Consider the following 22,727-nt stretch of genomic DNA (forward strand, 5'->3'; position numbering starts at 1 on the left):
TTATACGCCAAAGAGCCGAATCCTGCTTCGCAATTAGGAATCGGCTTTTATGGTTTTTGGACTAATTCAGTTTCCCGATCCAGGATAAACTCTCCACTGATCGGTGATCCATGCTGCCGTTCAAAATAGCTTGAACATCATGCAGCGTATCCTGCAAATGCACCCGCTCGCCTGGTAACCCGGTATAAGCTTCGGCAACGTAAAAAGGCTGCGTAAGATAGGCCTCGAGCCGTTCTCCCCTCTCATAAACCTCCGTCTCGGATGCCGGAATGGCCTGCAATCCTCGAACTTGAACCAGTGAACGCAGCTCGCGATAACGGCGCAGCAGCTTCTGGGCCCGCTGTTGGATCGATACGTGAGCCTGATCCAGATGAACGCCTTCTGATACGGATGATGTAGAATATAACGGGTTGACCGCAGGGAACATATGTCTTGCCGCCAGATCGGCATCGAAATACCACAACGTCTCCAGCGGTCCGTAAGGCATGTCTTCATCAACAACCGCACCTTTGAGGTCCACAAGAAAAGTCGTGACCTGCCTCATGCCCTCTTGTTGAAAACGTTCCTGAAGATCGTAGATTTTGCCGGTCAAGACGTGCTCCCGGTCTGCTGCAAACACAATGTCTTTCTCGGTATTCGCATTCGCCACAATGGAATAGGTTTCTTCTATAGAAAAAGCAACCTTTTCTACGTCATTCAGCATATCCTGCAGTTCGGGATGTTCGCCTTCCGGCTTTAGCAAAATCGTCATGAACCCTTCTTGCTTGAAGTGATGAAACAGCTCGCCGAGCAGCACGAGTTGACCCATACCGGGACGGGCGACCAGACCAACGGTACCGCCTTTTGCCAAAGGGGCAAATAGATCAAGCGGTTTGATGCCGGTTTCGATCATCTCCACGCTTTCCCCGCGCAGGATCAGTTCATCCAGACTGCATTTCGCCAGAGATGCCAATGCGGCAATGGTGCGGACTTCCGCCCGACCAACGGGTATTTTTCCCGTACAAAGGTTGGAGACTGTGGCGGGCCGCAATCCGACGGATTTGGCTGCGCTGGTCAGGTTCGGAACCCTTTGTCGTAAAAGTGATACATTCAGCTTCAGATTGTCCAAGTGCGTACACCCTTTTAAGTGATAGATTGATGGTACTGCTTCATCTCTTTCAGAAAAGAATCTTAACTTCCTTTCACCTCAATGCCCCAAAAGGTAAAAATGCGTGCACGCCCTTAAGGATGTTCACGATCTGGGTTACCCTCAGATCCACCGTCAAGGTGGCGTAGGCGTACGCCTCCGTTCTTGAAATAGAGTAAAGCTCGGTCATGAGATCCAGCATCCCGCTTAATGCCATCCACATTGCTTCGTCCAGGTCCTCGTGAAACCCCATCGTAAGCCAGCCGGTACTCGTCTTGGCTCTGGGCATCGTTATGGGCATGTCGTCTCGGATATGAAAGGTTAGACACACCTTCTCCATGGGGCATTCCAGGGCGGGACCGCTAACTTCGCCGTCTCCCTGAGCCGCATGTCCATCCCCTGTTGAGAACAGCCCGCCATCCACCGGGATCGGCAGATACAAGGTGCTGCCGGCGGTTAATTCTTTGCAATCAAGGTTTCCTCCATATGGGCGCGGTACAAAAGTCGAGTGCTTGCCTTTTTCCTTCGGGGGCATGCCCATAATCCCCATAAACGGCTTCAGACCGACGCTGTACTTGAAATTTCCGAACTGGCTCCTGCCTGTCATTGTCCGGGTATCCAATTCATAGTCCAGCGTCACTTCCTTGGCGTCGGCCATGCCCAGCTTCTCGTTCCAATAGCTGGGAAAACCGCCGGCAGAGGTCCACCCCCACGATCCGGGAACGACTTCGTTGATCTGGATCTCCAATGTAAGGCCGGGTTCGGCCCCTTGAATATGGACGGGACCCAATAAAGCATGCCCAAAATGCTTCTCCTGCCGCTCCGGCTTACGCTCCGTAAACTTCGTTCTCGACGCTCCTGGGGCAGAACGCTTCTCCAGTCCCCAACCCGCGTCCAGGGTTTGATACACGACGGTATCCCCGGACTGAATATAAAGCGCCGGCTCCAGTTCCCTGCTGAAGAATCCATGAAGCGTATGAATATCCGGTTTTAGCATATGAACCTGTGACATCCATCTTTCTCCCTTCACAGCCGTAATCAGAGTGGCCATTCCATATCTCATATTCTCACCCTGTTACTTTATAAGGTATTTTAAATTACTCTTAGAGTCAACAATTAATTACTTCAAGACGTAATAATAATTACTCTTAACGCAATCCATTGCTCATTCCCGGTTGTACCATGGTGGGTCGTCGGAGCATAAAAAACCGTCCGCTGCGCAGTATCACTGCGAGGGACGGTTCTCATCACCATGTCCAGTTAAATTTCATATCAGCTAACGATGGAGCGTTCATCGTAATGGTATCCGTTACTATACGTCCGGTCATTCTCATTGCACTCTATCAGGTTTGATCGGGCGCATAGTTCATTTCTTTGGAAGCGCCATGCGCTCCCGCAAAAGGCTCCATTTATTCACACTATCACCTTACCGGCTGGTAAGCAATAGCTCCTCCTTTATATAACCTCCCGCTCATCATTATCCGGAAGCTCTGGGAATGGCGCATGGGGCTCGGCTTGATACCAGAACGCCGTCGATGCAATATCGCTCTGCTGCGGAAGATACCTTCCTCCGGACCTCCAGCCGAGATCCTGAATGGTCACGCGAAGATCGTTTTGAAAGCGGATTGGATCCATGACATGCCATCGATACATGCCAAAACGCTGCTGACTTCGATACAATCCATCGGGCTTCAGCACTTGGTGCATCCCCAAATATGGCGTCGAGTAGGTTCGATAGGTACCAATCGGCTGCTCCCAATTCCAAGCACCACCAAAATAATCTTCCGTTCCCGTACCGCATATGGTCGGATAATCCTGATCCCCGTCCATATAGAACTTGATCTCGCCTTCACCCCACCAGCCGTTATTATTCACCTGCCAGGCGAGGTAAGTCCCTACATAGTGACCGTGTCCAGTCACCCCATCCAGAATGGTGTAAACCTCTTTATAAGGAACGGGATTCGTTCTCCGCCACTGCGCGTGAAAATAAGCCTCATCATCCGGGATGTCCGTCAGCGTATAGTCAATTTGATAGTAAAGGACTGCCTTTTCCGGCGCACGGTTCTCCATCGTCAAACGGGCATGCTTGCGGAAGGGCATCTGCCAGTAGCTGTTCATGCCGCCGGCCGGATTCACGGCAACCGGAATCGAATTGACATCGCTGCGCTCGCCCCATCCGTTACAGAACAAATCACCGACGGGTACTTCAACCGAAGGGTCCTGCTCATCATCCCAATACATGCGGATAATCAGATTGCGCCACAGCGTCGGATGGCAGGTGAGCCAGATATGCTGAATCGCCCCGGGACCCTGAATGTCACCCATCGTAAAGGTTTCTCCAGGTAAGATCTCCACGGAAGGAGAGACCTTCCAGCCCACGCCCAAGTCCCTGGAAGCCGCTGCGCCCGTGCCATCGGTGGCCATACCGCCCTCTCCTTTTTCACCGGTAAAATTCTCCGCGCTGATGGATCTCGTCTGCGCATTGGACAGCCGGGATAAATTTCCGAGGTGCATGTTAAGCCCATTAAAGTTCATCATCTATTATCACTCCTTAGTATGTGATATCGTTACGCCCGCTCCCACTGCTGTTTTGTTTTTTCATTTTCGGGACAATACATCATGACGAACGAGGCCTGCAAAGCGGCAATCACGCGTTCATTTAGGTGTTCACTCTTGCATCATTCCGGCGATTTTCCGCTTCGTAATGCCTTCAAGCGTTTCAGCACCCCGTTTTCGCCTCTTCCCAAATAATCATGAAGTCCTTTATATTCCTTGTATAATTGATCATATACACGCACATTGGCCTCAATCGGCTTAAAGGTCTCTTCGCGAACACGAGCCATGACTTCTGCCGCCTCTACGATGCTCCCAAAGCCTCCCTGCTCTTTGCCTGCCGCCACGGCGCCGAACATGGCTGCACCAAAAGCAGCCGTCTGGACGGTATCGGCTATTTTGATTTCTCTGCCGGTAACATCGGCATAAATTTGCATCAGCAGCCGGTTTCGCTGCGGCAATCCGCCGCAAGCATAGAGCTCCTGGACTTCTACGCCGCTTTCGGTAAAGGCCTCGATGATCGCCCGCGTTCCAAAGGCGGTGGCCTCCAGCAGTGCCCGGTATATTTCAGCCGGCTTGGTCTGCAGGGTCACTCCAAGGATGACGCCGCTCAGATCGGCGTCCATCAGTACGGAACGGCTTCCATTCCACCAGTCCAGAGCCAGCAGGCCACTTTGGCCAGGCGCGTATTGCGCCGCTTCCTTCTCAAGCCACTCATGAATGCCAAGGCGCTCCTCGGCAGCCTTGCGTCGGACATATTCCGGTACTGCCTCATCCACATACCAGGCGAATATATCGCCAACGGCCGATTGTCCTGCCTCATACCCGTAATAACCGGGAATGATCCCGTCCTCGACGACACCGCAAATGCCTTCCCCCGTCACTTCCTTGTCGCTTAATATTAAATGACAAGTTGAGGTTCCCATGGCGAGTACCAGTTTACCCGGGGTTACGACACTGACGGCCGGTACCATGGCATGGGCATCGATGTTGGCTACGGCTACCGCGGTGCCCGGAAGAAGTCCGGTCAAAACGGCCATCGATTCGGTTAATCCGCCCGCTTTCGAACCCAGTGGCTTGATCGGGCCTCTCAGCTTCGTCTCCACGAGGGCCCCGAACCTCGGATCAAGCGACTGCAGGAATTCCTTGGACGGATACCCCTCCCGTTTATGCCAATTGGCTTTATAGCCTACGGTGCAGCTGCTCCGTGCGAGCTGACCGGTCAATTGCATGACCACCCAATCGGCGGCCTCCATGATCAGTACAGCTTGCTCATACAGCTCGGGAGCTTCATTCAGAATCTGCAAAGACTTCGCAAGCATCCACTCCGAGGACAGCTTCCCCCCATAACGTGCAAGAAATTTCTCCCCTCGCCGCTTAGCAGCTTCATTGATCAGGTTCGCTTCATCCTGCGCCGCGTGGTGCTTCCACAGCTTTACCCAGCTATGCGGATTGTTCCTCCATTCCTCCAGCATGCACAGCGGAGTCCCTCCGGCATCCAGCGGCATCATCGTGCATGCCGTGAAGTCGATGCCGATCCCGATGACTTGATCCGGTGATACGTTTTCCTCCGACAGCACACGCGGGATGGATTGCCGAAGCACCTCCATGTAGTCGCCCGGATGCTGCAGCGCCCAATCCTGCTCCAGCTTCAAACCCGAGTGGATCAGCACCTCGTCCATGACTCCGTGCGTGTATGGCGTCACATGGGTAGCAACTTCTTGCCCGGTCGTGATATCAACCAACAGAGCTCTGCCCGATTCCGTACCGAAATCCACGCCAATGGTGTATAACTGCTTCATGTTATCTGCCTCCTATTTGTACAAAGGACCATAAGCTGCGCATGCCCGGTAATCGGCCGAGACCGGCTCCAATCAGCCGAAAGAGGCCCAGGCGCTTGGCTGGAATATCCGTTCCTCCGTAACGTTGTGCATGCACACCGGAATGCGGAGCATCGATGCCAAGGTGATTAATTCAGCTGTTTCACTTCATTGCTGTAAATCTCAATTTCAGGCTCGGACAGCGGGGCCTCATCGCGAATTCGACGCAGAAGAATCTCCCCGGCTTTGATCCCCATGTCATAGGGATGCTGCTTCATATAATAGAGTCCCGATTCCTTGAGTAATGGACCGGCCTCTACCTCACCGAAAGAAGCTACCGCTATGTCGGCCGGAATCTTTAGACCGCTGCGTACAATTTCAAGCAGAACGCCAAGACTCATTCGGTTGTTCAGGGATATAATTGCAGTTGGCCGACGCTCCGAACTCAGAAAATGCCGCACCGCCCGGATTCCGTCCTCTGTAGAAAAGTCACCGTTATACACCATGGGTTCCTCGTTCAGGCCGTATTCCTTCATCGCTTTCCGAACACCGTCAAGACGTTCCCTGCCTGTGCTGGATCTCGTCGGACCATTTACTACTCCAATTGCCGTATGACCATCCTCAAGCAGCTTCCGGGTCAGGAGGGATGCGCCTTCGGTATTGTCCTCGGCTACCAAATCGAGAGTCAATCCCGCTTCCGGCGAGTCCGGCTTTCGGTCTACGAGAACGATCGGCATTTTGGCATCCGCCAGCTGCTGGATCGCTGGATCATTACCGCCTGACGTCGCCAGTACGACAGCGTCCACGCGCTTTTCCTGCATAAGCTTAAGCAATCGTCTTTCCTTGTCGGGATTCTCATCCGAGCTGCAGAATATAAGCTGAAAGCCTTCTTTGCCTACAATATCCTCAATACCTCTGGAAATGCCCATAAAATAAGGGTTGGAAATATCGGGAACGACGACCCCGATCATATAGGTTCGGTCCTGCTTCAGACTGCGGGCGATGGCGCTTGGACGGTAATTCAACTGGTTCACCGCCGCCATCACTCGCTCTTTAATCTCATCGCTTACATAATCGCTGTCGTTCAGCACTCTTGAAACGGTTGCCGTGGATACTTCTGCTGCCGCTGCTACTTGTTTAATCGTTGCTTTTGCCAAACATTGTTCACCTCAAAACGTCATGATTCCGATATGTAATCGATTACGTAAACGATTACATTCACAGATTACAAGATGGGACATACTTATGTCAACCCTCTTTATTCAAACTTCGGAGAGAAGTTTAATCGAGCTTTTTGCAGAGCTTTAACTTATCTCAATCTTGGTCGATTGGATGGGTTATCACGCTGCTTTTAATAGAAGAAAAGCCCCGTACCATCATGCAAGACGGTTGATGCTTCCACTGCGATCAACCGTCTTGCATGATAGTATCTTAGGGGGGCAAGTGTACTACTGCAAGAATCCTCAAATCAAGCACACATTAATAGGGAACCGAGATGTATTTGGGGATCAGACTTCAAGAGGCTTGAATTTTAAATACGCGTTGCTCTTCAATATCGACCTGACCCTTGCGATCGTATCCTTTCTAATGGGTGGGTGGTCCGCTCTACTGAGCAAAACCCAGCGCAGGCACGCTATGGCTTCAAACAGCTCAAGCTCATCCGTTTCGTAACGGTTCTCGGCACAAAATGCAGCACGGTAAAAGGAAGCTTGCTTCTCGCTTACATATATCCAAATTAAGATAATCGACCATGCGATGTCATATCGGGGATCGCCTATTTGGACATTCGTCCAATCGATCACGGTCAGTTCGTTTTCATTCTCAAGAATATTGCCAAGGTGATAATCGCCATGGATGACATATTCTTGTTTCATGTTCGCACGCTGAACAAGTTCCATCAATGGATGTTGGATATCCGGAAACTCATCAATTCGAGGATAAAAATAGGAGATGAAGTCATAACTCGGCAGCCCGAATCCGTTCAGGCTATCCAGGGGCAGCTTATGTATATCCATTAACATCTTCGCAAGCTTTACTAGTTTAGGCCGATTGACTTTTTGAACGGGCGTGCCGTCGTAACTGGTCAGCATCGCTGGATTGCCATTCCGGTCTGTCCCCCAGCCCAAAGGCTTCGATACTGCTCTTCCGTGCGAGTACAATGCATTCAATATTTGATATTGCATTTGAACATCGGGCTTGGACGCTTTATTCCATACCTTTAGTACATAGTCTGCCGGTGATGTGGTGATCTTCACCACCTCTGCTTCCAGACCGGAATCTAACGGGACGACTTGAAATGTAGTTTCATGTTCCAGTAATAACTCAAGCGTCTCGTTTTTCTTCAACCAGTTTATTTCTCGCAAATTACGTTCCTCCGTCATTGTGCAACGACTCGATGGTTGTGAAAATACGCGAATAAACAGCTTGGATATTGGTCTCATTCATTACACCGTTGTATAAACCGTAACCCCAATGCTCAGCATCCTTGCCGTAGTATCCTGTTGCGTACATATCCGTTGAAAGATCCGGAACCTCATCATAGGACAATTCTTCGATCGTGAAGGGGACATGAGATTTGTTAGACTCGATATAGAAAAAGGGAACTTCAGCCTTGTTATAAACTTCTGTATACTTGGGCTCAGAAGCTTCCACCAGATGTTCTTTCGTTATGAAAACGGCGTCAAGCTCTGTGGAAAGGTTTAAATCCTCTAACTGCTCAAATGTAACCTCCTTAAAATTCACATGTCCCTCCTCCCTTACTTGCGGTGTTTTTCCGATCACCCCAATAACGAGGCTTCTGCCCTCATAAAGGGGCATATCGATCGAATCTCGTTGAGCATTGCCATTTATCAGAATAACAAATACAAGCAATAGGACCACTATTATTTTTTTTCTCATGAAGATCTCCTTCGGTAATTTTCCCTTTCACCAACCTAACATCAAGGGATGAGGTCCAGTACCATCTTTTCCAATAACTCCATATTATGTGTATTTCTGAGCTTCGTAAACACTTATCTTAACCTTGAAGGCATATCTGTACAACAAAAAAACCGCGATCAACGCGGTTTTTCGTGAATTTCGTTTATCTATTTCTCTGCTGAGGAACTGGCTTTTCCTAATGGAGCCAGATGCTTTTTCCTAGAAGCTCCCCAATCATGTATCACATTTAGGACATCTTCAAATTCTCTACCCTGGTCTGTCAATGAATACTCCACGGTAACCGGCATAGTCGGCAGTACCTGGCGGTTAATGATGCCGTTTTGCTCCAGATGCCTCAGAATCACTGTCAATGATTGCGTGCTGATATTGCCCAAACTCCGACGCAAGCGGTTAAACCGCTGGGGACCATCATGCAGTTCACCAATTACGTGAACTGCGCGTTTCACTGCGACTATTTTTAAAACCTCGCCAATAACCTCCGTACATTCTTCATAATCTTCACCATGCTCTGAACGATCGCTCAAGTCATCACCACCCTAACGTAAAGTAAGTTGGTCTATATTAAATGATCTAATCAATAAATATTGCCTACTGTTATTGTTGGTTTAGAGTCATTATAATTTGGCACATAGCTGTTATCAAGGTGCAAACTTGAATACTGCTTTACGTATCACCTGGAATCGCGCGATTCTCTTTCTGAATGGGGTCACATATCCGGAGATGTGGCTTCGAACAAAAAAATATAACAGAAGGAGACAATACATGTCGACCACCATTACTACCATAAAAGAAATTCGCGCACCCTTATTCGCTATTATCATTGGCATGTTTATGGTCCTACTTAATATGACAGCCATGAATGTAGCCATTCCTAATCTAATGCATTCCTTTCAAAGCTCATTATCTTTCATGCAATGGGCGACCACGGGTTATATTCTTGCCGAAGCGGCCATCATTCCGGTAGCCGGCTGGCTGGCTGACCGTTTTGGCAGCAGGCGCATGTTTATCCTGGCGATCTTCATTTTTACAATCTGCTCTATTCTGTGCGCACTCTCGGTCAACGCAGAGCAATTTATACTATTTCGTGTACTTCAAGGCTTAGGAGGAGGCATAGTCATGCCCATTGGTTATGCCATTGTCTTTCAGATCAGTCCTCCTGATAAGGTAGGGACCGTAATGGGATCGTACTTGGGCGTTCCCATTCTTATTGCACCAGCCATAGGCCCCGTGTTTGCCGGGTGGTTGGTGGATTAAACGTTAGCTGGCCATCTTTATTCTGGGTGAATGTACCTGTAGGCTTATTAGGAATCTGGTTTGGACTACGATATCTTCCTAAATTGAAGAATCAGACTCAAGCCAAGCTGGATAAACTCGGAATGATTTTTGGTCCAATCGCTTTTGCCGCCCTCGTCTATGGCGTGAATCAAGGGGGCGATGCAGGATGGGGTTCCATACAGACCATTATCGGCCTTGCGGTTGGTGTTGCTGCGCTTCTACTATTCATCCTGGTTGAACTTCGCATGAGCGAGCCTCTCCTTGAGCTGCGATTGTTCCGCTCCAAGTCTTTTACAAGTGCTATGTTAATTCTATGGATAACAGCCGCTGCATTCTATGGAAACTTCTTTCTCGTTCCCGTTTATCTCCAGCAAGTGAAAGGATTTAATGCTTTTGATACTGGGCTGCTCATGATTTCACCTGCCATTGCCAGTATCGTACTCATGCAGATTGGTGGACGTATGTATGACCGGATTCGGAGTGTAAAGCTGCTTGTTATTATCGGTACTGCACTTCTAGGTCTGGGAGCATTCTTGCTCTTTACGGATTCATCTGGCAGAGGAACGGGAACGATAATTGTCGCAATGACCTTATCGGGATCCGGCCATGCATTATATGCTATGTCTTTGAATGCCTTCGTCATGAAAGCTGCACCGCAAGGGTTAATCAACCGTGTTACATCCCTAAACAATGCTTCACAGCAAGTGGTGGGCTCCTTTGCCGTGGCTGTCTTCTCAACATTGTTGACGACCCGTATTCCGGCTTCTTTTCATTCAGTACCGCAAATCGATGCTTGGGCTGACGCATTCTCGTTTACATTCCTTGTTGTAATGGCTGTGGCCGCTCTCGGGGTCGTCGTGGGGTTATTCCTCCGTAAACCGACGGAACAAGTGGTTAAACCCATCGATCAGCCAACAGCATGATGAGATGACGGATGGATAAACAAGAATCCCCCTAAACAGGGGGATTCTTCATTATAAACCGATTATAGCATGCTTACTTTTGCTTATTTCTTAGCTCCCCTTTTTCCGCTCTCCAATCAGAGGAAATTCACCGATCCGTAGCCTGGCGCTTCCATACGGAACTAACTCCAATTCCATAATGGGCTGTCCGTCCGTGTTCGGATGCAGCGGAGGGTTTCCGGCGTTGTTGCCTTCCATCTTCCAATCCCGAATCAGCTGGCCTTTAACCTTCACCCTAACAGGTGTATCCTTTGCCAGGAACGGCTGGCGGACCATATCCTGCTCAAGTACCTCGAATGACGTATCGGAGACTAAACCATATTTCCACGGGGATGCAGGGTATATCTCCCAATCGTGGAACATGTCGCGCTGCCGGATCATCTGCCAGTTCTCCTTCACGGGCAGCACATACACCAACGGCCCTCTTTCAATGCTAGTAGCGTACATGCTGCGCGACACGGTCTTCACTTCCATGGGCAAATGAATGTCCAATCGGTCGCCGTTCTGCCAGTTCTGTACGATTCTTGCATAACCGGACTCCACCTGGAATGGCAATTCGCGCCCATTCAGAGTTATGACGGGATCGTCGCACCAAGCCGGGATGCGCAGTGATAGTGGAAACGATTCCGCGTATTCCAACGACAATTTAATTTGAATGCGATCCTTGAACGGATACTCTCCGGTTACCTCGACTACAGTCGGAACGCCTTGACGACCGACCGTGGTTCTCACCGTGCATGGGGCATAGGACACGGCAACAAGCCCTTCCTCCTGATCCTTCATCCATAAATGCGAGGTCAGCTTGGGCCAGCCCTGATGCATGTTAGCCGTGCAGCACCCGAAGTTCGGCTCCAGACCGAAGACGTTGGCGTCCGGGCTGTTGCTCCAGGACCGCGGAGCGACATTGCAGATCATCTGGTTGACTTGCTGATCATACTGATGCGAGGTCCAATCCGGAGAGATGGCGGCAGGCAGCGCATTAAAAGCGACCTTTTCCAGGATATCCCCGAAACGTCCGTCCCCGAAAATACGCGTCAGCTGCTCCATCGAGAACATATACTCCACGACGGCACATAATTCCACGCCTTGACTCGGATGGGTGCCGGATAACCACTCGTCCCCCGAAAACATGCCGTGCGCTTGACCGTGGTACGTCATCAGGGAATCAATGCCCCGATGTACGCTTTCCCGCTCCACCGGATTTCCGTTCAGTTCATACAGCAAGCCCGGCGTTTTGATTCCCATCGCCACATTCACGACATGGGTTGTCCAATCCCACTCTTCGACCTTTCGCCAGAACGGAAAATCATGAAAGATATCGCTCCAGTCCGTGGTTTGTCCGGCAACGATATCGGCAAGCTCTAACAGAAAGGGCTGCTTCGTACGTCTATATAACCACACCATGCACAGCAGCATCTCTGCTCCCCTTGTTTGGGCCCAGCCCCGCAGCGGTTGTTCCTCGATAACCGAATGGACATAAGTGAAAAACTTCGTCAGAAAAGGGATGATCCGTTCATCGCCTGTTGCTTCTTCATGCTGCATCATCACTTTCAGCATGATCATGTAATGCCACCAGTCCTGCTCCTTATCAATATCCTGATTGACGGAGGTTATACGGGCCGGACCGAACATGCCATTTTCCTGCTGGCTGGCAAGCGACCACTCGACCCAGCGATTCGCTTTGGCAATCAAAGACTCGTCTTCAAGCAAATAAGCTAACGGAAGCAAGCCATCGACATAATACGGTCCCCGTTCCCAGCTCTCTCCTTGGCCGCCGAGCCACCCATTCTCATCCCCCACGTCTTTCCACTGTTCTTCCAAATGTCCGGTAAACCCGCTTGCTTGAATCTCCAACTGACTCTTAAGCCAGCCGGTCGGTTTAATTGCTCGAAGTGGCAAGCTGTTAAAGGCAGCATCATGCAGCATCAATTTCCACGCTCCTTGTTTCTGTCTTGTTGGTGCACACTCTGGTTGAAATATACCATCTCAACCAGGCGTACCCTATACACAGAAACAACATCTTTTTATCCGATTGCAACATGCTGTGTTATTGATTCCGGATCAGCATAACGATTATCATAGAGAAAAGCTCGTTTGAGGAGGAGGCCTGGCCGCAGATGATCTTCCAGTTCACGGCGCCGCCGCTACCGCACTATATGATTTGTGGAGAAGATACCTATCAGGTAGGAGACAAACATCCGGATCGCTATAACATCGGCGTCTTTGATCTGATTCTGGTGACAAGAGGGGCGTTATTCCTGGAGGAGAACGGCATTGCTTACAGGGTACAGAGCGGCTGCCACCTGATTCTAAGGCCCGATGCCGCGCACCGGACATATCTGCCCTGTCAGGAGGAGACCCACTTTTATTGGCTGCATTTTCAGACACTCGGTCGTTGGATTGAAACGGAGGAGCTGACCCTTTTTGCCTTATCGCAAACCGATCAGCCTTATGTACAGATCGAGAGTTTTTCTTTTTACATACCCAAGTATGGAGAGCTGCCCACGATAGAGCAAGCGAGACTCCTGATCGAACAATTGCAGAACCTTCAGCAATCATCTTCTTCCGCGGCACGCTGGAAGCAGCAGCAGCTGCTGCATGAGCTGCTCCTGCTGTTTCAGGCCGAAGAGGAAGGAATCCAGCATCAGAATCCTCAATATGCCATAGCCGAACGAACCGCCAACTATTTGAGACAACATTACAAAGAACCGGTGAGCTACCAGCAATTATCCGATGCGATGCATTTCCACCAGAACTATCTGTCGATCTGTATGAAAAAAACGTTTGGCTGCACGCCCCTGGAATTTCTGACACGGCATCGGATCGAACAAGCAAAGCAAATGTTGATCCACACCAATGATCCGATTGGATGCATTGCCGAAGAATCCGGGTTCGGTTCATTTCCGTATTTCATTCGCTGCTTTGTTCGTTATACAGGCTTCAAACCCAAATCCTTTAGGCAAAAATACCGCTCATAACGAATTTTTCAATTCATTACCTTGCTCAGAATACGCTTCGTACCAAGCCCCCGTCGATTCGAAGCGCCGAACCGTTAATCGCCGAGGATTTGGGGCTGCTGAGGTACGTAACAAAATCCGCAATCTCCTCCGGTCGAATCAACCGCTGGATAATGGAAGTCGGCCGATTTTCCTTCATAAACCGCTGCTCTGCCTCTTGGATGGCAAGTTCCTCGTCTGGATATAGCGTATTCAGCATCGTTTCAACGCCTTCCGTAAGAGTGGATCCGGGCATCACGGTATTTACCGTTACGCGGGTTCCTGTCGTCAGCTCGGCCAAGCTCCGGGAAAGGGACAGCTGCATCGTCTTGGTCGCGCTGTAATGTGCCATCTCCTGGGAAGGCATGACAGCTGCTTCGCTTGCGATAAAAATAACTCGACCCTCATTGCGATTGATCATGTTCTTCAAATAATGTCTGGTTAACCGGACACCGCTCATGATATTCGTCTCGAAGAACCTGAACCACTCCGAATCGGGTATATCGAAAAATTCAGCAGGCTCGAAGATCCCTAAATTATTGATCAGAATATCAACGACCGGAGCAGCTTCCCTGACCTGATGACAGCCCTCCTCCGTTCCGAGATCCGCCACGGCATAACGCAGCTCGGCATCCGGGTGCACGGCATGAATGTCATGGATCGCCTGTTTAACTTTATCCTCATGCCTTCCATTAATAATGACGGAAGCTCCCTCGGCTGCCAGCGACATGGCTATCGCTTTGCCAATACCGGATGTCGAGCCTGTTACCAATGCGACTTTTCCCTTAAGATCCAGATTCATCTTGTTCTCTCCTTCCAAATTATGTAGGAATGGACTCTCCTGACCCCTGTTGTGCTGCCGACAGTACAGGAGAGCCACAATATTCATTACACTTCTATTCTTGCCGTTCACGCAGATTTCTTAGAAATCAAAATTGTCGGGATCCGGTCCCACTCTGTGATCCTGATTCAAGCTGTCGATGCGCTGCATCTCCTCAACAGACAATTCAAAATCAAAGATGGCCGCATTCTCGGCGATCCGATGTTCTTTGGTCGATTTCGGAATCGTGACTACGCCGTTCTGCATATCCCAACGAAGAATAATCTGGGCAATGGATTTATGATGTTTGTCGGCAATGTTTCGAAGCTCCTCTTGATCCAGCAGCTGTCCTTGCATTAAAGGAGACCAAGCCTCAAGCTGAATTCCGTTCGCCTGACAGTACGACTGCAATTCTTTTTGCGTTAATCGGGGATGATATTCCACCTGGTTCACCATCGGTTTGATTTCCGTTTCCTTCATTAACCGCTCCAGATGATGAATCTGGAAGTTGCTCACACCGATCGCTTTCACGCGTCCTTCTTTGTACAACGTTTCTAACGCCTTCCACGCCTCTATATATTTCCCTTCAACCGGCCAGTGTATAAGGTACAAATCCAAATATTCCAGGCCCAGTTTCCGAAGACTCTCCTCGTAAGCCTTCATAGTCGATTCATAACCCAGATCGGCATTCCACACTTTGGATGTGACAAACAGATCTTCCCGCTTGATACCGGCAGCTTCCAAGCCCTCGCGAATGCCTTGTCCCACGCCTTCTTCATTGCCGTATATGGCGGCCGTGTCCACGCTGCGATACCCATGCTGGATGGCCGTACGTACGGCATTCACCAGCTCCGGTCCTTCTTCTACCTTAAATACGCCTAATCCAAACCAAGGCATGTTGACGCCATTATATAAAGTGGTTGTATCTTGTAAGTGTTGTGCTGTCATGTTGATAAACCTCCGAACATTTTTTGGGTTGTGATTAAATTAACCTATAATGAAGTATCTCCGATAAAACGCTTAGACATCACCTCCCTTCATCATAAAATAATCACTCAGGCATTCAGGCCGCTTGCTTATCCGGCTTCTCCGAGTTCTTCCGTTCCAGCTTCAAGCTCCATCCGGTGAGAACCACCGCGCCGAGTACCATCAGCGCCCCGATCCATGCCGTATGAATCAGACCCATGGAATTCGTGATCAAGCCTCCTAGAAAAGCGCCGATGGCGATGCCGGCATTAAATGCGGCAATGTTGAGCGCGGACGCCATATTCACAGCCCCCGGTGCAAACCGCTCAGCCAGCATCACGACATAAACCTGTAGTCCCGGCACATTCATGAAAGCCAGAAATCCCATGAGAATAATGGTGATGAGTCCCGCCACTTGAAACGGTGCGGTAAACGTAAGCGTGAACAGCACCAGCGCTTGGGCGATGAACATATAGAACAGTGCTTTAAGCGGGTTGCGATTGGCTGCCTTCCCGCCGATCACATTGCCGACCGCAATAGCGATCCCGTATACAAGCAGGATGATGGCCACCGTATTTTCCTTAAAGCCTGTTATATCCTGCAGCAATGGGGATAAATAAGTGAAGACCACGAAGGTGCCGCCATAACCGAGAGCCGTAATCAGGAGCATAAGCAGCAGTCTGCCATTCGTCAGCAATTTAGCCTGGTCCCGGAATGAAGTGCGTTCTCCCTTAGGCAAGTCCGAAGGGACCAGGATACTGTTCGCAATCAACGCAACAATACCGACTACAACAATGGCAACAAAAGCAAGTCTCCAGCCCCACTGTTGACCTATAAACGTTCCAAGCGGAACGCCCGTGACCGTGGCTACCGTCAGGCCCGTAAACATAATGGAGATCGCCGATGCCCGGCGATTCTCTGGCACCACGCTTGCGGCAATGATTGAGCCGATCGACATAAATACGCCATGAGAAAAGGCCGACAGTACGCGTGCGGCAAGCAGAATACCAATGGAAGCTGTACTGGCCGCCAAGCTGTTACCGATGATAAAAATGATCATAATCCAGAGCAGCAATGTTTTTCTGGACATCCTGGACGTTAGCGACGTTAGGATTGGCGCCCCAAAGGTAACGCCCAGCGCATACATCGAAACGGTTAATCCGGCCGTTGTTACGGATATATTCATATCCTCCGCAATCAACGGCAGCAGCCCTACGCTGATAAATTCCGTTGTTCCGATAGCGAAGGCACTAACGGCAAGCGCCAGCAGCGCAAACAAACTTCTTCTTTTATCTATCATCATGGTGTTGATATTTCCCCCTATCCTATTCTCTTGCTTGTATATTGTAAAAATATTGAGTATGGTGTAATCCAGCTGGCAAATGCTATTATGATCTATATCGTTTTTTGTGTGAAGAACGTACTTTTTTGTAATGTAGGTACCTGACAGTACCCTAGGCACTTTTTAGTGCCTATAGAAATAGGAGGATGACTATGCAAGCAAAGAAATACAACATCGCCGTCGAAGCGACATTGGAAGTGATCGGAGGCAAGTGGAAATGCGTCATTCTGTGTCACCTGACCCATGGCCGTAAACGAACCAATGAACTGAAGCGTCTCATGCCGCATATCACGCAAAAAATGTTGACCCAGCAGCTGCGGGAGCTCGAGGATGATGGCGTGATCAATCGCATTATTCATAATCAAGTGCCGCCCAAAGTGGAATATGAGTTGAGCGATTACGGCATGAGTTTGAGCGGAATTCTGGATATGCTCTGTGCATGGGGAGAAAAACACATTACGAAAGTATATGGGGACAAATTCAGCGTGCTTGAAGATAGTATTCTGAATGATAAACTGAAAGCCGTGGACGAGCCAACATCCACAGATGCGCGCTAAATCTGAATGTTAAGCAATCCTAATAACAACAAGGGCACGGTCCGTGATCACGGACCGTGCCCTTTTCGTATAAACCCTCTCTTCCTAGCATATTCGAAGTCGCCCAGCAATCTATCCGGGATCACCGATACCGCTGGTTATTTCGCGTTTTCCTTCTCTTTTTGGCTAACGATCATTTCCGTCACTTCCTCCGCCTGAGCCAGGACAGCAATGGGATCAAACGGCCAGAACCGCTTGGCATCCAGATAAAACACGCGATCCTGCTTCACCGCCTCAATCGATGTCCACACCTTATCCTTCTTATCCATCTTGGCACCGTTAGACTCATCAAAGAAGATATAATCGCCTGCATAATCGTTGAGCACTTCCAGGGAGACCTCTTTATATGTCACGTTGGCATCAATCAATTCTTTTTGAATCGTTGCCGGAGGTGTTAGCTGAAGCTCCTTGTAGATCGCCAAGCCCCCGCGATAAATGCCGTCACCGTACAGATAGAAGGTTTTGCCGAATGCACCAAAGATCGAGAAAGTCTCTCCCTCTTCCACCACAATATTCACTTTCGCGCGCAGTCCTTCTATTTTCTCATCAAAATCAGCTAGCCATTTCTTCGCTTCTTCTTCTTTGCCTAGAATAGCCCCCAATCCCTCTACTTCTTCGTGCACGCTTCGATAGGTTTCATAAGGAAGAATGACCGTCGGTGCGATTTTGGACAATTTCTCGTATAATTCCGGGTCCGAGTTAGCGCTGATAATCAGGTCGGGGTTCAATTCCACAATCTTTTCCGGAGCGCTTCCCCCCGTGTTCTCTATGCCCTCAATCATGTCTTGAATATGGACGTTCTCGAGATCCGTCGCTGTCGCGCCGACCGGCTTTTCTCCGAGCAGCAGCAGAGTTGGCAGGTAGGCATCAACTACAATTCGCTCGGGCACGGCCGGAATTTCGATTTCTCCGTTAATCGTATCCACCTTTTTAGTCGTGGGCGCTGAGGCCTCAGTCAGGGGCTTGTCCGTGCCCGCAGTGGTTTCACCGGCAGAGCCCCCATTATTCGCGGTATTTCCATTCCCGCTGCATGCCGAAATAACGATCGAGCATAACACGAGCGTGGAGAGCATGACACGTATTTTAGACTTGAACATGTTTTATCCTCCTAATAAAATGATGGCTGGATTTAAGCCCCGAATTGAGCTCGATGTAATCGGCTGTATATGCCGTGCGCCGCGAGCAGTTCCTCATGGATTCCTTGTTCGGCAATGCCTTTGTCTGCAACAACCACAATGCGGTCTGCATTCTTGATCGTTGCGAGCCGGTGTGCAATCACCAGGGTCGTGCGTCCCTCCGACAGTTCGGCCAGCGCCTGCTGAATCGCCGCTTCGGTCTCCGCATCCAATGCAGACGTCGCTTCATCCAGAATAAGAATTGGCGGGTTCTTGAGGAACATCCGGGCGATCGACAGGCGCTGCTTCTGTCCGCCGGACAGCTTAACGCCTCTCTCGCCGATTAAGGTGTCCAGCCCATCCGGAAGTGAAGCGACCAGCTCCTCAAGCTGGGCACGGCTCACGGCTTCCATAATGTCGCTCTCTGCAGCGTTGAGCCGGCCGTAGGCAATATTTTCGCGGATGCTGCCGTCAAACAGGAAAACATCCTGCTGCACGATGCCAATATGGGAACGAAGGGATTGCAGCGTCATGTCTCGGATATCGATCCCGTCAATCGTTATCCTCCCGGCTTCAACGTCATAGAAACGCGGCAGCAAAGAGCACAACGTTGTCTTGCCTGCTCCGGACGGACCCACAAGCGCAACGGTTTCACCTGCTCGGATGGACAAACTGACATTCTGCAGCACTTGATCTTTGTTCTCGTACCCGAAGGATACCCCGTCAAAGGCAATGTCTCCCCGCAGATGGTTAACCGGCTTTGCACCCGGCGTATCCGCAACGTCCGGTTCGCTCTCAAGCAGCTCCAAATAACGCTTAAAGCCGGCGATTCCCTTCGGATACATCTCAATGACCGCATTGATCTGTTTAATCGGACCGAGGAACACATTGGACAGCATAACAAAAGCGATAAATTCCCCGTTGGTCATCCGGCCTTCGATCACGAACCAAGTACCGCACACCAAAACGAACAGGGAAATGAATTTCATCAGGATAAAGCTGATCGAAGAGTTCCACGCCATAATGCGGTAGGCAATCAGCTTTGTCACGCGGAAGCGGTTGTTGTTCTCAGCAAAACGCGTCATTTCATGCTCCTCATTCGAAAAGGCTTGAACCACACGGATACCGCTGACGTTGTTCTCCACACGTGCGTTGTAATCGGCAATATCGGAGAACATGCGCTTGAATGCTGCCGACATTTTTCCACTGAAATACAGCGATAAATAAATCATCAATGGAACGATCACAAACGTCATTACGGCAAGCTGCCAATTAATCCCGAGCATGATGCCCAAGGCTCCGGCAAGCGTCATAAGGGCAATGAACAGATCCTCCGGACCGTGGTGGGCAATTTCCCCGATATCCATCAGGTCGTTTGTCATCCGCGAGACTAGATGCCCCGTCTTGTTATTGTCAAAAAAACGGAAGGATTGCTTCTGAACCCGATCAAACAGCTTTTTGCGCATATCGGTCTCAATGTTGATGCCGAGTTTATGCCCCCAATAGGTGACCACGTAATGCAAGAAGGAACTGACAACATAAATGCCGAGAAGACCCAAACAAGCGTATAAGATCCACTTCCAGTTTCCACTCGGCAGCAGGTCGTCTATCACGCGGTTGACAGCAACCGGGAATATCAATTCCAGCAAAGCTGCAAAGATCGCGCAGCAAAAATCCAGTATGAACAGCCCTTTATAAGGCTTGTAGTAGGAAAAAAATTGACGCAGCATAAGGACCTCCTTAATCCGTAATTCCGTTATAGAAATGAGCAAGTCCTTCCCCTTTTAAGCTCTTGACCTGGATAACAGGTACAGGAAATAGGGAGCACCAATCACCGCAACCACGATCCCCGTAGGAATCTCAGAAGGTTGGATAATCCAACGTCCCAGAGTGTCGGCTGTGATGACCAGCAGTGCACCGACCAACGCCGTTACCGGCAGCAGCATCTGATGCTTCGCACCGACCAAGCGTCTGGACAGGTGGGGCGCGATAAGTCCGACAAATCCAATTCCGCCGCTTACCGCGACGCAGGAGGCTGCTAAGCCAACCGCCGCTGCCAACAGCTTCAGCTGCTCCCTTGTGACGGAAGCACCGAGTCCGGTCGCCATCGGTTCTCCAAGATTGAGCACGTTCATCACCTGCGCTTTATACATGACGAAGGGCAGAAGCACAAGGATCCATGGGAGCAATGCCAATACAAACTTCCAGCTCGAACCCCAAATGCTGCCCGCTAGCCAAGTGGCAACAAACTGGTATTTTTCAGGACTCAAGCGCAGCGTTAGCACGATCATAGCCGCACTAATGCCAGCCGCAACGGCAATCCCAGTTAACAGCAGCCCAGTCGGCTTAAAGCCCTGATTTTTCTTATAGGCCAGCACGCATATTAAGGCAGCGGTTAAGCTCGCCCCAATCAATGCAAGCACCGGCAGTAGATAGACAGGAGCCGCCGTCGTGCTTGGGAAAAATGAAATGAACAGCATCACCATCAAGCCTGCTCCCGAATTAATCCCCAAGATTCCCGGATCCGCCAGCTCATTACGGGAGATTCCCTGCATCACACATCCCGATATCGCTAACCCGGCCCCAATAAGCAGCGAGATGACGATCCGCGGCAAGCGGAATTCGAACAGCACCAGTTCCTGCTTGTCCGTCCCGCTGCCAAACAGGGTTTTTATGACCTCAAGCGGCGATAAACGAATGACTCCCGTGTTCATACTGATCAGAAAGACCAGAATGATTAATGCAACCAGGACAGACAGTGTCATGAACCTGCGCTTCCTGCCTTTTCGTTCATGCATGTTATTGGTAACAGCTTCCATTCACAGTTCCCTCCTTTCTTTGCGTGCCAAGTAGAGGAAGAAGGGCACCCCGATCAACGCGATGATCGCGCCCACCGGTGTCTCGTAAGGGGGGTTCACCATTCTTGCTGCAAGGTCGGCAATGACGACCAGCAAGCTCCCAAGTACTGCCGAGCAAGGAATGATGAGCCGGTAATCCACGCCGACCAGCTTGCGCGTGACGTGCGGAATCATGAGACCGACAAAGCCTACCGCACCGACAACCGAGACGGCAGCGCCAGCCAGCACCAGCACGATAACCGTTCCGGCCAGCTTGACGAGTCCTGTTCGCTGCCCGAGCCCGCGGGCAATTTCATCGCCGAGGCTAAGCATGGTAATGGAGCGTGACAACGCAATAGCTCCCAATATAGCAGCGACGATCCACGGCAGCATAATCTTCAGATGGACCCACTTAATCCCCGCCGTTCCGCCTGCATACCAGAAAGCCATGTCCTGTCCGACCTGAAAATACAATGCGATGCCTTCGCTAAGCGCACTTAACAGAGCACTAAGCGCAGCACCCGCCAGAACAAGACGTACCGATGTCAGACCGCCTTTTGCCATGGAACTGACACCATACACGAGTACCGCACCTAATCCTGCCCCAAGGAATGAGAACAGAATCAGGTACATATAAGGCAGCCCCGGAAAAAACGAAAAGCAGAGGGCAATGGCAAAACCCGCTCCCGCATTTAATCCGAGCAAACCTGAATCAGCGAGCGGATTCCGGGTCATCCCCTGCATGATCGCGCCCGATACCGCAAAGCAGGCGCCCACCATCGCCCCACCGAGGACCCTCGGCAAGCGCAGCTCCTGTATAATCTGATGCTCCGTCACATCGGGATTAAAGAAAAACACCGCCTCCCATACCTTTCGCAGATCAATCTCGGCCGCACCGAGCGATATCGATAAAGCTATGCCAAGCACCAGCGCTGCCATGCCTCCGGTGAGAATCAGGGTCGCAGCCCATGGTCGCCCCTTGAGTTTAACGTGGGTCTTGGAATCTGTAAGACTTGGATTGGACGTGTTTGATGACATCATTTTCCCCTCAATACTTTGATATTGATTCTCATTATCATCTGTAACTATAAAATAAAGGTCTTTCCTGCGTCCATGGACATCTTGAATTTCTTACCTGAAAAAAGTCCATGTCCAAGTCAAGCACTTTTTTCCAAATTAAAGCATACCTCTTTTGGCTCAACAAAAAGCTCGCTCCTGATGGATTGTGCCATTGACACAGAAACCTCTATTCCATTACAATAAATGCTAATTGAATGAGGCGATGGAGTTCGCCATAACCGCTTCGATAGCTAATGACTCCTACCAGAGGTCGCTTTCCTGGTAGGAGTCTGTTTGTATATTGAAGGGTTAGCGGCGAA

At 50.1% G+C, this 22,727-nt stretch carries 21 protein-coding genes and 1 riboswitch; of the genes, 4 read left to right on the forward strand and 17 right to left on the reverse strand.

Going from position 1 to position 22,727, the window contains the following annotated elements; genetic code table 11:
• Window positions 1-61: 61 nt before the first annotated feature.
• The 9 genes from PLA01S_RS19350 to PLA01S_RS19385 all read right to left on the reverse strand — a co-directional run bounded on the left by PLA01S_RS19350 (window position 62) and on the right by PLA01S_RS19385 (window position 8,963).
• Window positions 62-1,108, reverse strand: coding sequence for an ATP synthase beta subunit C-terminal domain-containing protein (locus tag PLA01S_RS19350; RefSeq protein ID WP_127593604.1), 1,047 nt, complete (start codon window positions 1,106-1,108; stop codon window positions 62-64).
• 73 nt (window positions 1,109-1,181) lie between these two features.
• Window positions 1,182-2,138, reverse strand: coding sequence for an acetamidase/formamidase family protein (locus tag PLA01S_RS19355; protein WP_164817472.1), 957 nt, complete (start codon window positions 2,136-2,138; stop codon window positions 1,182-1,184).
• 443 nt (window positions 2,139-2,581) lie between these two features.
• On the reverse strand, window positions 2,582-3,664 hold the full coding sequence (locus PLA01S_RS19360) for a glycoside hydrolase family 172 protein (protein WP_127593605.1): 1,083 nt from the start codon (window positions 3,662-3,664) through the stop codon (window positions 2,582-2,584).
• Between the two features lie 140 nt (window positions 3,665-3,804).
• Window positions 3,805-5,481 carry a ribulokinase gene (locus PLA01S_RS19365; protein ID WP_127593606.1) on the reverse strand — a complete coding sequence of 559 codons (1,677 nt, stop codon included), beginning with the start codon at window positions 5,479-5,481 and terminating at the stop codon, window positions 3,805-3,807.
• A 1-nt stretch (window position 5,482) separates the two neighbouring features.
• Window positions 5,483-5,617 (reverse strand): hypothetical protein, encoded by a 135-nt coding sequence (locus PLA01S_RS32860; protein ID WP_272868159.1) that lies wholly within the window; start codon window positions 5,615-5,617, stop codon window positions 5,483-5,485.
• 31 nt (window positions 5,618-5,648) lie between these two features.
• Window positions 5,649-6,656 (reverse strand): LacI family DNA-binding transcriptional regulator, encoded by a 1,008-nt coding sequence (locus tag PLA01S_RS19370; protein WP_127593607.1) that lies wholly within the window; start codon window positions 6,654-6,656, stop codon window positions 5,649-5,651.
• A gap of 351 nt (window positions 6,657-7,007) precedes the next feature.
• Window positions 7,008-7,862, reverse strand: a complete 855-nt coding sequence (locus tag PLA01S_RS19375) for an aminoglycoside phosphotransferase family protein (RefSeq protein WP_246059679.1) — start codon at window positions 7,860-7,862, stop codon at window positions 7,008-7,010.
• A gap of 1 nt (window position 7,863) precedes the next feature.
• On the reverse strand, window positions 7,864-8,397 hold the full coding sequence (locus PLA01S_RS19380; protein WP_127593609.1) for a hypothetical protein: 534 nt from the start codon (window positions 8,395-8,397) through the stop codon (window positions 7,864-7,866).
• Between the two features lie 188 nt (window positions 8,398-8,585).
• Complete coding sequence (locus PLA01S_RS19385) at window positions 8,586-8,963, reverse strand: winged helix-turn-helix transcriptional regulator (RefSeq protein WP_127593610.1); 378 nt, start codon at window positions 8,961-8,963, stop codon at window positions 8,586-8,588.
• A 238-nt stretch (window positions 8,964-9,201) separates the two neighbouring features.
• On the opposite strand from PLA01S_RS19385, the gene PLA01S_RS32865 reads away from it, so the two are divergent.
• Window positions 9,202-9,693, forward strand: coding sequence for an MFS transporter (locus tag PLA01S_RS32865; RefSeq protein ID WP_272868160.1), 492 nt, complete (start codon window positions 9,202-9,204; stop codon window positions 9,691-9,693).
• Window positions 9,694-9,719: 26 nt separating this feature from the next.
• Window positions 9,720-10,637 carry an MFS transporter gene (locus PLA01S_RS19390; protein ID WP_272868161.1) on the forward strand — a complete coding sequence of 306 codons (918 nt, stop codon included), beginning with the start codon at window positions 9,720-9,722 and terminating at the stop codon, window positions 10,635-10,637.
• 90 nt (window positions 10,638-10,727) lie between these two features.
• Here PLA01S_RS19390 and PLA01S_RS19395 read toward each other — a convergent pair whose 3' ends face one another.
• On the reverse strand, window positions 10,728-12,602 hold the full coding sequence (locus tag PLA01S_RS19395; RefSeq protein ID WP_127593683.1) for a beta-L-arabinofuranosidase domain-containing protein: 1,875 nt from the start codon (window positions 12,600-12,602) through the stop codon (window positions 10,728-10,730).
• A gap of 191 nt (window positions 12,603-12,793) precedes the next feature.
• Here PLA01S_RS19395 and PLA01S_RS19400 point away from each other — a divergent pair, with 191 nt between their 5' ends.
• Complete coding sequence (locus tag PLA01S_RS19400) at window positions 12,794-13,654, forward strand: helix-turn-helix transcriptional regulator (protein WP_127593611.1); 861 nt, start codon at window positions 12,794-12,796, stop codon at window positions 13,652-13,654.
• Window positions 13,655-13,679: 25 nt separating this feature from the next.
• Here the strand turns inward: PLA01S_RS19400 and PLA01S_RS19405 are convergent, their stop codons facing one another.
• The 3 genes from PLA01S_RS19405 to PLA01S_RS19415 form a co-directional block, all read right to left on the reverse strand.
• Window positions 13,680-14,474, reverse strand: a complete 795-nt coding sequence (locus tag PLA01S_RS19405; RefSeq protein ID WP_127593612.1) for an SDR family NAD(P)-dependent oxidoreductase — start codon at window positions 14,472-14,474, stop codon at window positions 13,680-13,682.
• Between the two features lie 120 nt (window positions 14,475-14,594).
• On the reverse strand, window positions 14,595-15,440 hold the full coding sequence (locus PLA01S_RS19410) for an aldo/keto reductase (RefSeq protein ID WP_127593613.1): 846 nt from the start codon (window positions 15,438-15,440) through the stop codon (window positions 14,595-14,597).
• Between the two features lie 115 nt (window positions 15,441-15,555).
• Entirely contained in the window at window positions 15,556-16,761 is a 1,206-nt protein-coding gene (locus tag PLA01S_RS19415) for an MFS transporter (RefSeq protein ID WP_127593614.1), read from the reverse strand.
• A 191-nt stretch (window positions 16,762-16,952) separates the two neighbouring features.
• Here PLA01S_RS19415 and PLA01S_RS19420 point away from each other — a divergent pair, with 191 nt between their 5' ends.
• Window positions 16,953-17,357 carry a winged helix-turn-helix transcriptional regulator gene (locus PLA01S_RS19420; protein WP_127593615.1) on the forward strand — a complete coding sequence of 135 codons (405 nt, stop codon included), beginning with the start codon at window positions 16,953-16,955 and terminating at the stop codon, window positions 17,355-17,357.
• A 137-nt stretch (window positions 17,358-17,494) separates the two neighbouring features.
• Here the strand turns inward: PLA01S_RS19420 and PLA01S_RS19425 are convergent, their stop codons facing one another.
• Genes PLA01S_RS19425 through PLA01S_RS19440 form a run of 4 tightly spaced genes read right to left on the reverse strand, consistent with a single transcriptional unit; the run spans window position 17,495 to window position 22,386 of the window.
• On the reverse strand, window positions 17,495-18,493 hold the full coding sequence (locus PLA01S_RS19425; RefSeq protein ID WP_127593616.1) for an ABC transporter substrate-binding protein: 999 nt from the start codon (window positions 18,491-18,493) through the stop codon (window positions 17,495-17,497).
• Window positions 18,494-18,525: 32 nt separating this feature from the next.
• Window positions 18,526-20,241, reverse strand: coding sequence for an ABC transporter ATP-binding protein (locus PLA01S_RS19430; protein ID WP_127593617.1), 1,716 nt, complete (start codon window positions 20,239-20,241; stop codon window positions 18,526-18,528).
• A 54-nt stretch (window positions 20,242-20,295) separates the two neighbouring features.
• Window positions 20,296-21,330, reverse strand: a complete 1,035-nt coding sequence (locus PLA01S_RS19435; protein WP_127593618.1) for a FecCD family ABC transporter permease — start codon at window positions 21,328-21,330, stop codon at window positions 20,296-20,298.
• Window positions 21,331-22,386 (reverse strand): FecCD family ABC transporter permease, encoded by a 1,056-nt coding sequence (locus PLA01S_RS19440; protein WP_127593684.1) that lies wholly within the window; start codon window positions 22,384-22,386, stop codon window positions 21,331-21,333.
• Window positions 22,387-22,617: 231 nt separating this feature from the next.
• Window positions 22,618-22,678: riboswitch (Fluoride riboswitch) on the forward strand.
• The last annotated feature ends 49 nt before the right edge of the window (window positions 22,679-22,727 follow it).

Origin of the sequence: Paenibacillus lautus NBRC 15380 (genome assembly GCF_004000945.1) — a bacterium.
Lineage (GTDB): Bacteria > Bacillota > Bacilli > Paenibacillales > Paenibacillaceae > Paenibacillus_AQ > Paenibacillus_AQ lautus.

Bases quoted from the DNA above. Each gene is read 5' to 3' on its own strand.
- PLA01S_RS19440 (WP_127593684.1), bottom strand. From the start codon at position 22,386: ATGTCATCAAACACGTCCAATCCAAGTCTTACAGATTCCAAGACCCAC.
- PLA01S_RS19420 (WP_127593615.1), top strand. From the start codon at position 16,953: ATGCAAGCAAAGAAATACAACATCGCCGTCGAAGCGACATTGGAAGTG.
- PLA01S_RS19400 (WP_127593611.1), top strand. From the start codon at position 12,794: ATGATCTTCCAGTTCACGGCGCCGCCGCTACCGCACTATATGATTTGT.
- PLA01S_RS32865 (WP_272868160.1), top strand. From the start codon at position 9,202: ATGTCGACCACCATTACTACCATAAAAGAAATTCGCGCACCCTTATTC.
- PLA01S_RS19395 (WP_127593683.1), bottom strand. From the start codon at position 12,602: ATGCTGCATGATGCTGCCTTTAACAGCTTGCCACTTCGAGCAATTAAA.
- PLA01S_RS19415 (WP_127593614.1), bottom strand. From the start codon at position 16,761: ATGATGATAGATAAAAGAAGAAGTTTGTTTGCGCTGCTGGCGCTTGCC.
- PLA01S_RS19355 (WP_164817472.1), bottom strand. From the start codon at position 2,138: ATGTCACAGGTTCATATGCTAAAACCGGATATTCATACGCTTCATGGA.
- PLA01S_RS19360 (WP_127593605.1), bottom strand. From the start codon at position 3,664: ATGATGAACTTTAATGGGCTTAACATGCACCTCGGAAATTTATCCCGG.
- PLA01S_RS19430 (WP_127593617.1), bottom strand. From the start codon at position 20,241: ATGCTGCGTCAATTTTTTTCCTACTACAAGCCTTATAAAGGGCTGTTC.
- PLA01S_RS19405 (WP_127593612.1), bottom strand. From the start codon at position 14,474: ATGAATCTGGATCTTAAGGGAAAAGTCGCATTGGTAACAGGCTCGACA.
- PLA01S_RS19435 (WP_127593618.1), bottom strand. From the start codon at position 21,330: ATGGAAGCTGTTACCAATAACATGCATGAACGAAAAGGCAGGAAGCGC.
- PLA01S_RS19365 (WP_127593606.1), bottom strand. From the start codon at position 5,481: ATGAAGCAGTTATACACCATTGGCGTGGATTTCGGTACGGAATCGGGC.
- PLA01S_RS19410 (WP_127593613.1), bottom strand. From the start codon at position 15,440: ATGACAGCACAACACTTACAAGATACAACCACTTTATATAATGGCGTC.
- PLA01S_RS19380 (WP_127593609.1), bottom strand. From the start codon at position 8,397: ATGAGAAAAAAAATAATAGTGGTCCTATTGCTTGTATTTGTTATTCTG.
- PLA01S_RS19425 (WP_127593616.1), bottom strand. From the start codon at position 18,493: ATGTTCAAGTCTAAAATACGTGTCATGCTCTCCACGCTCGTGTTATGC.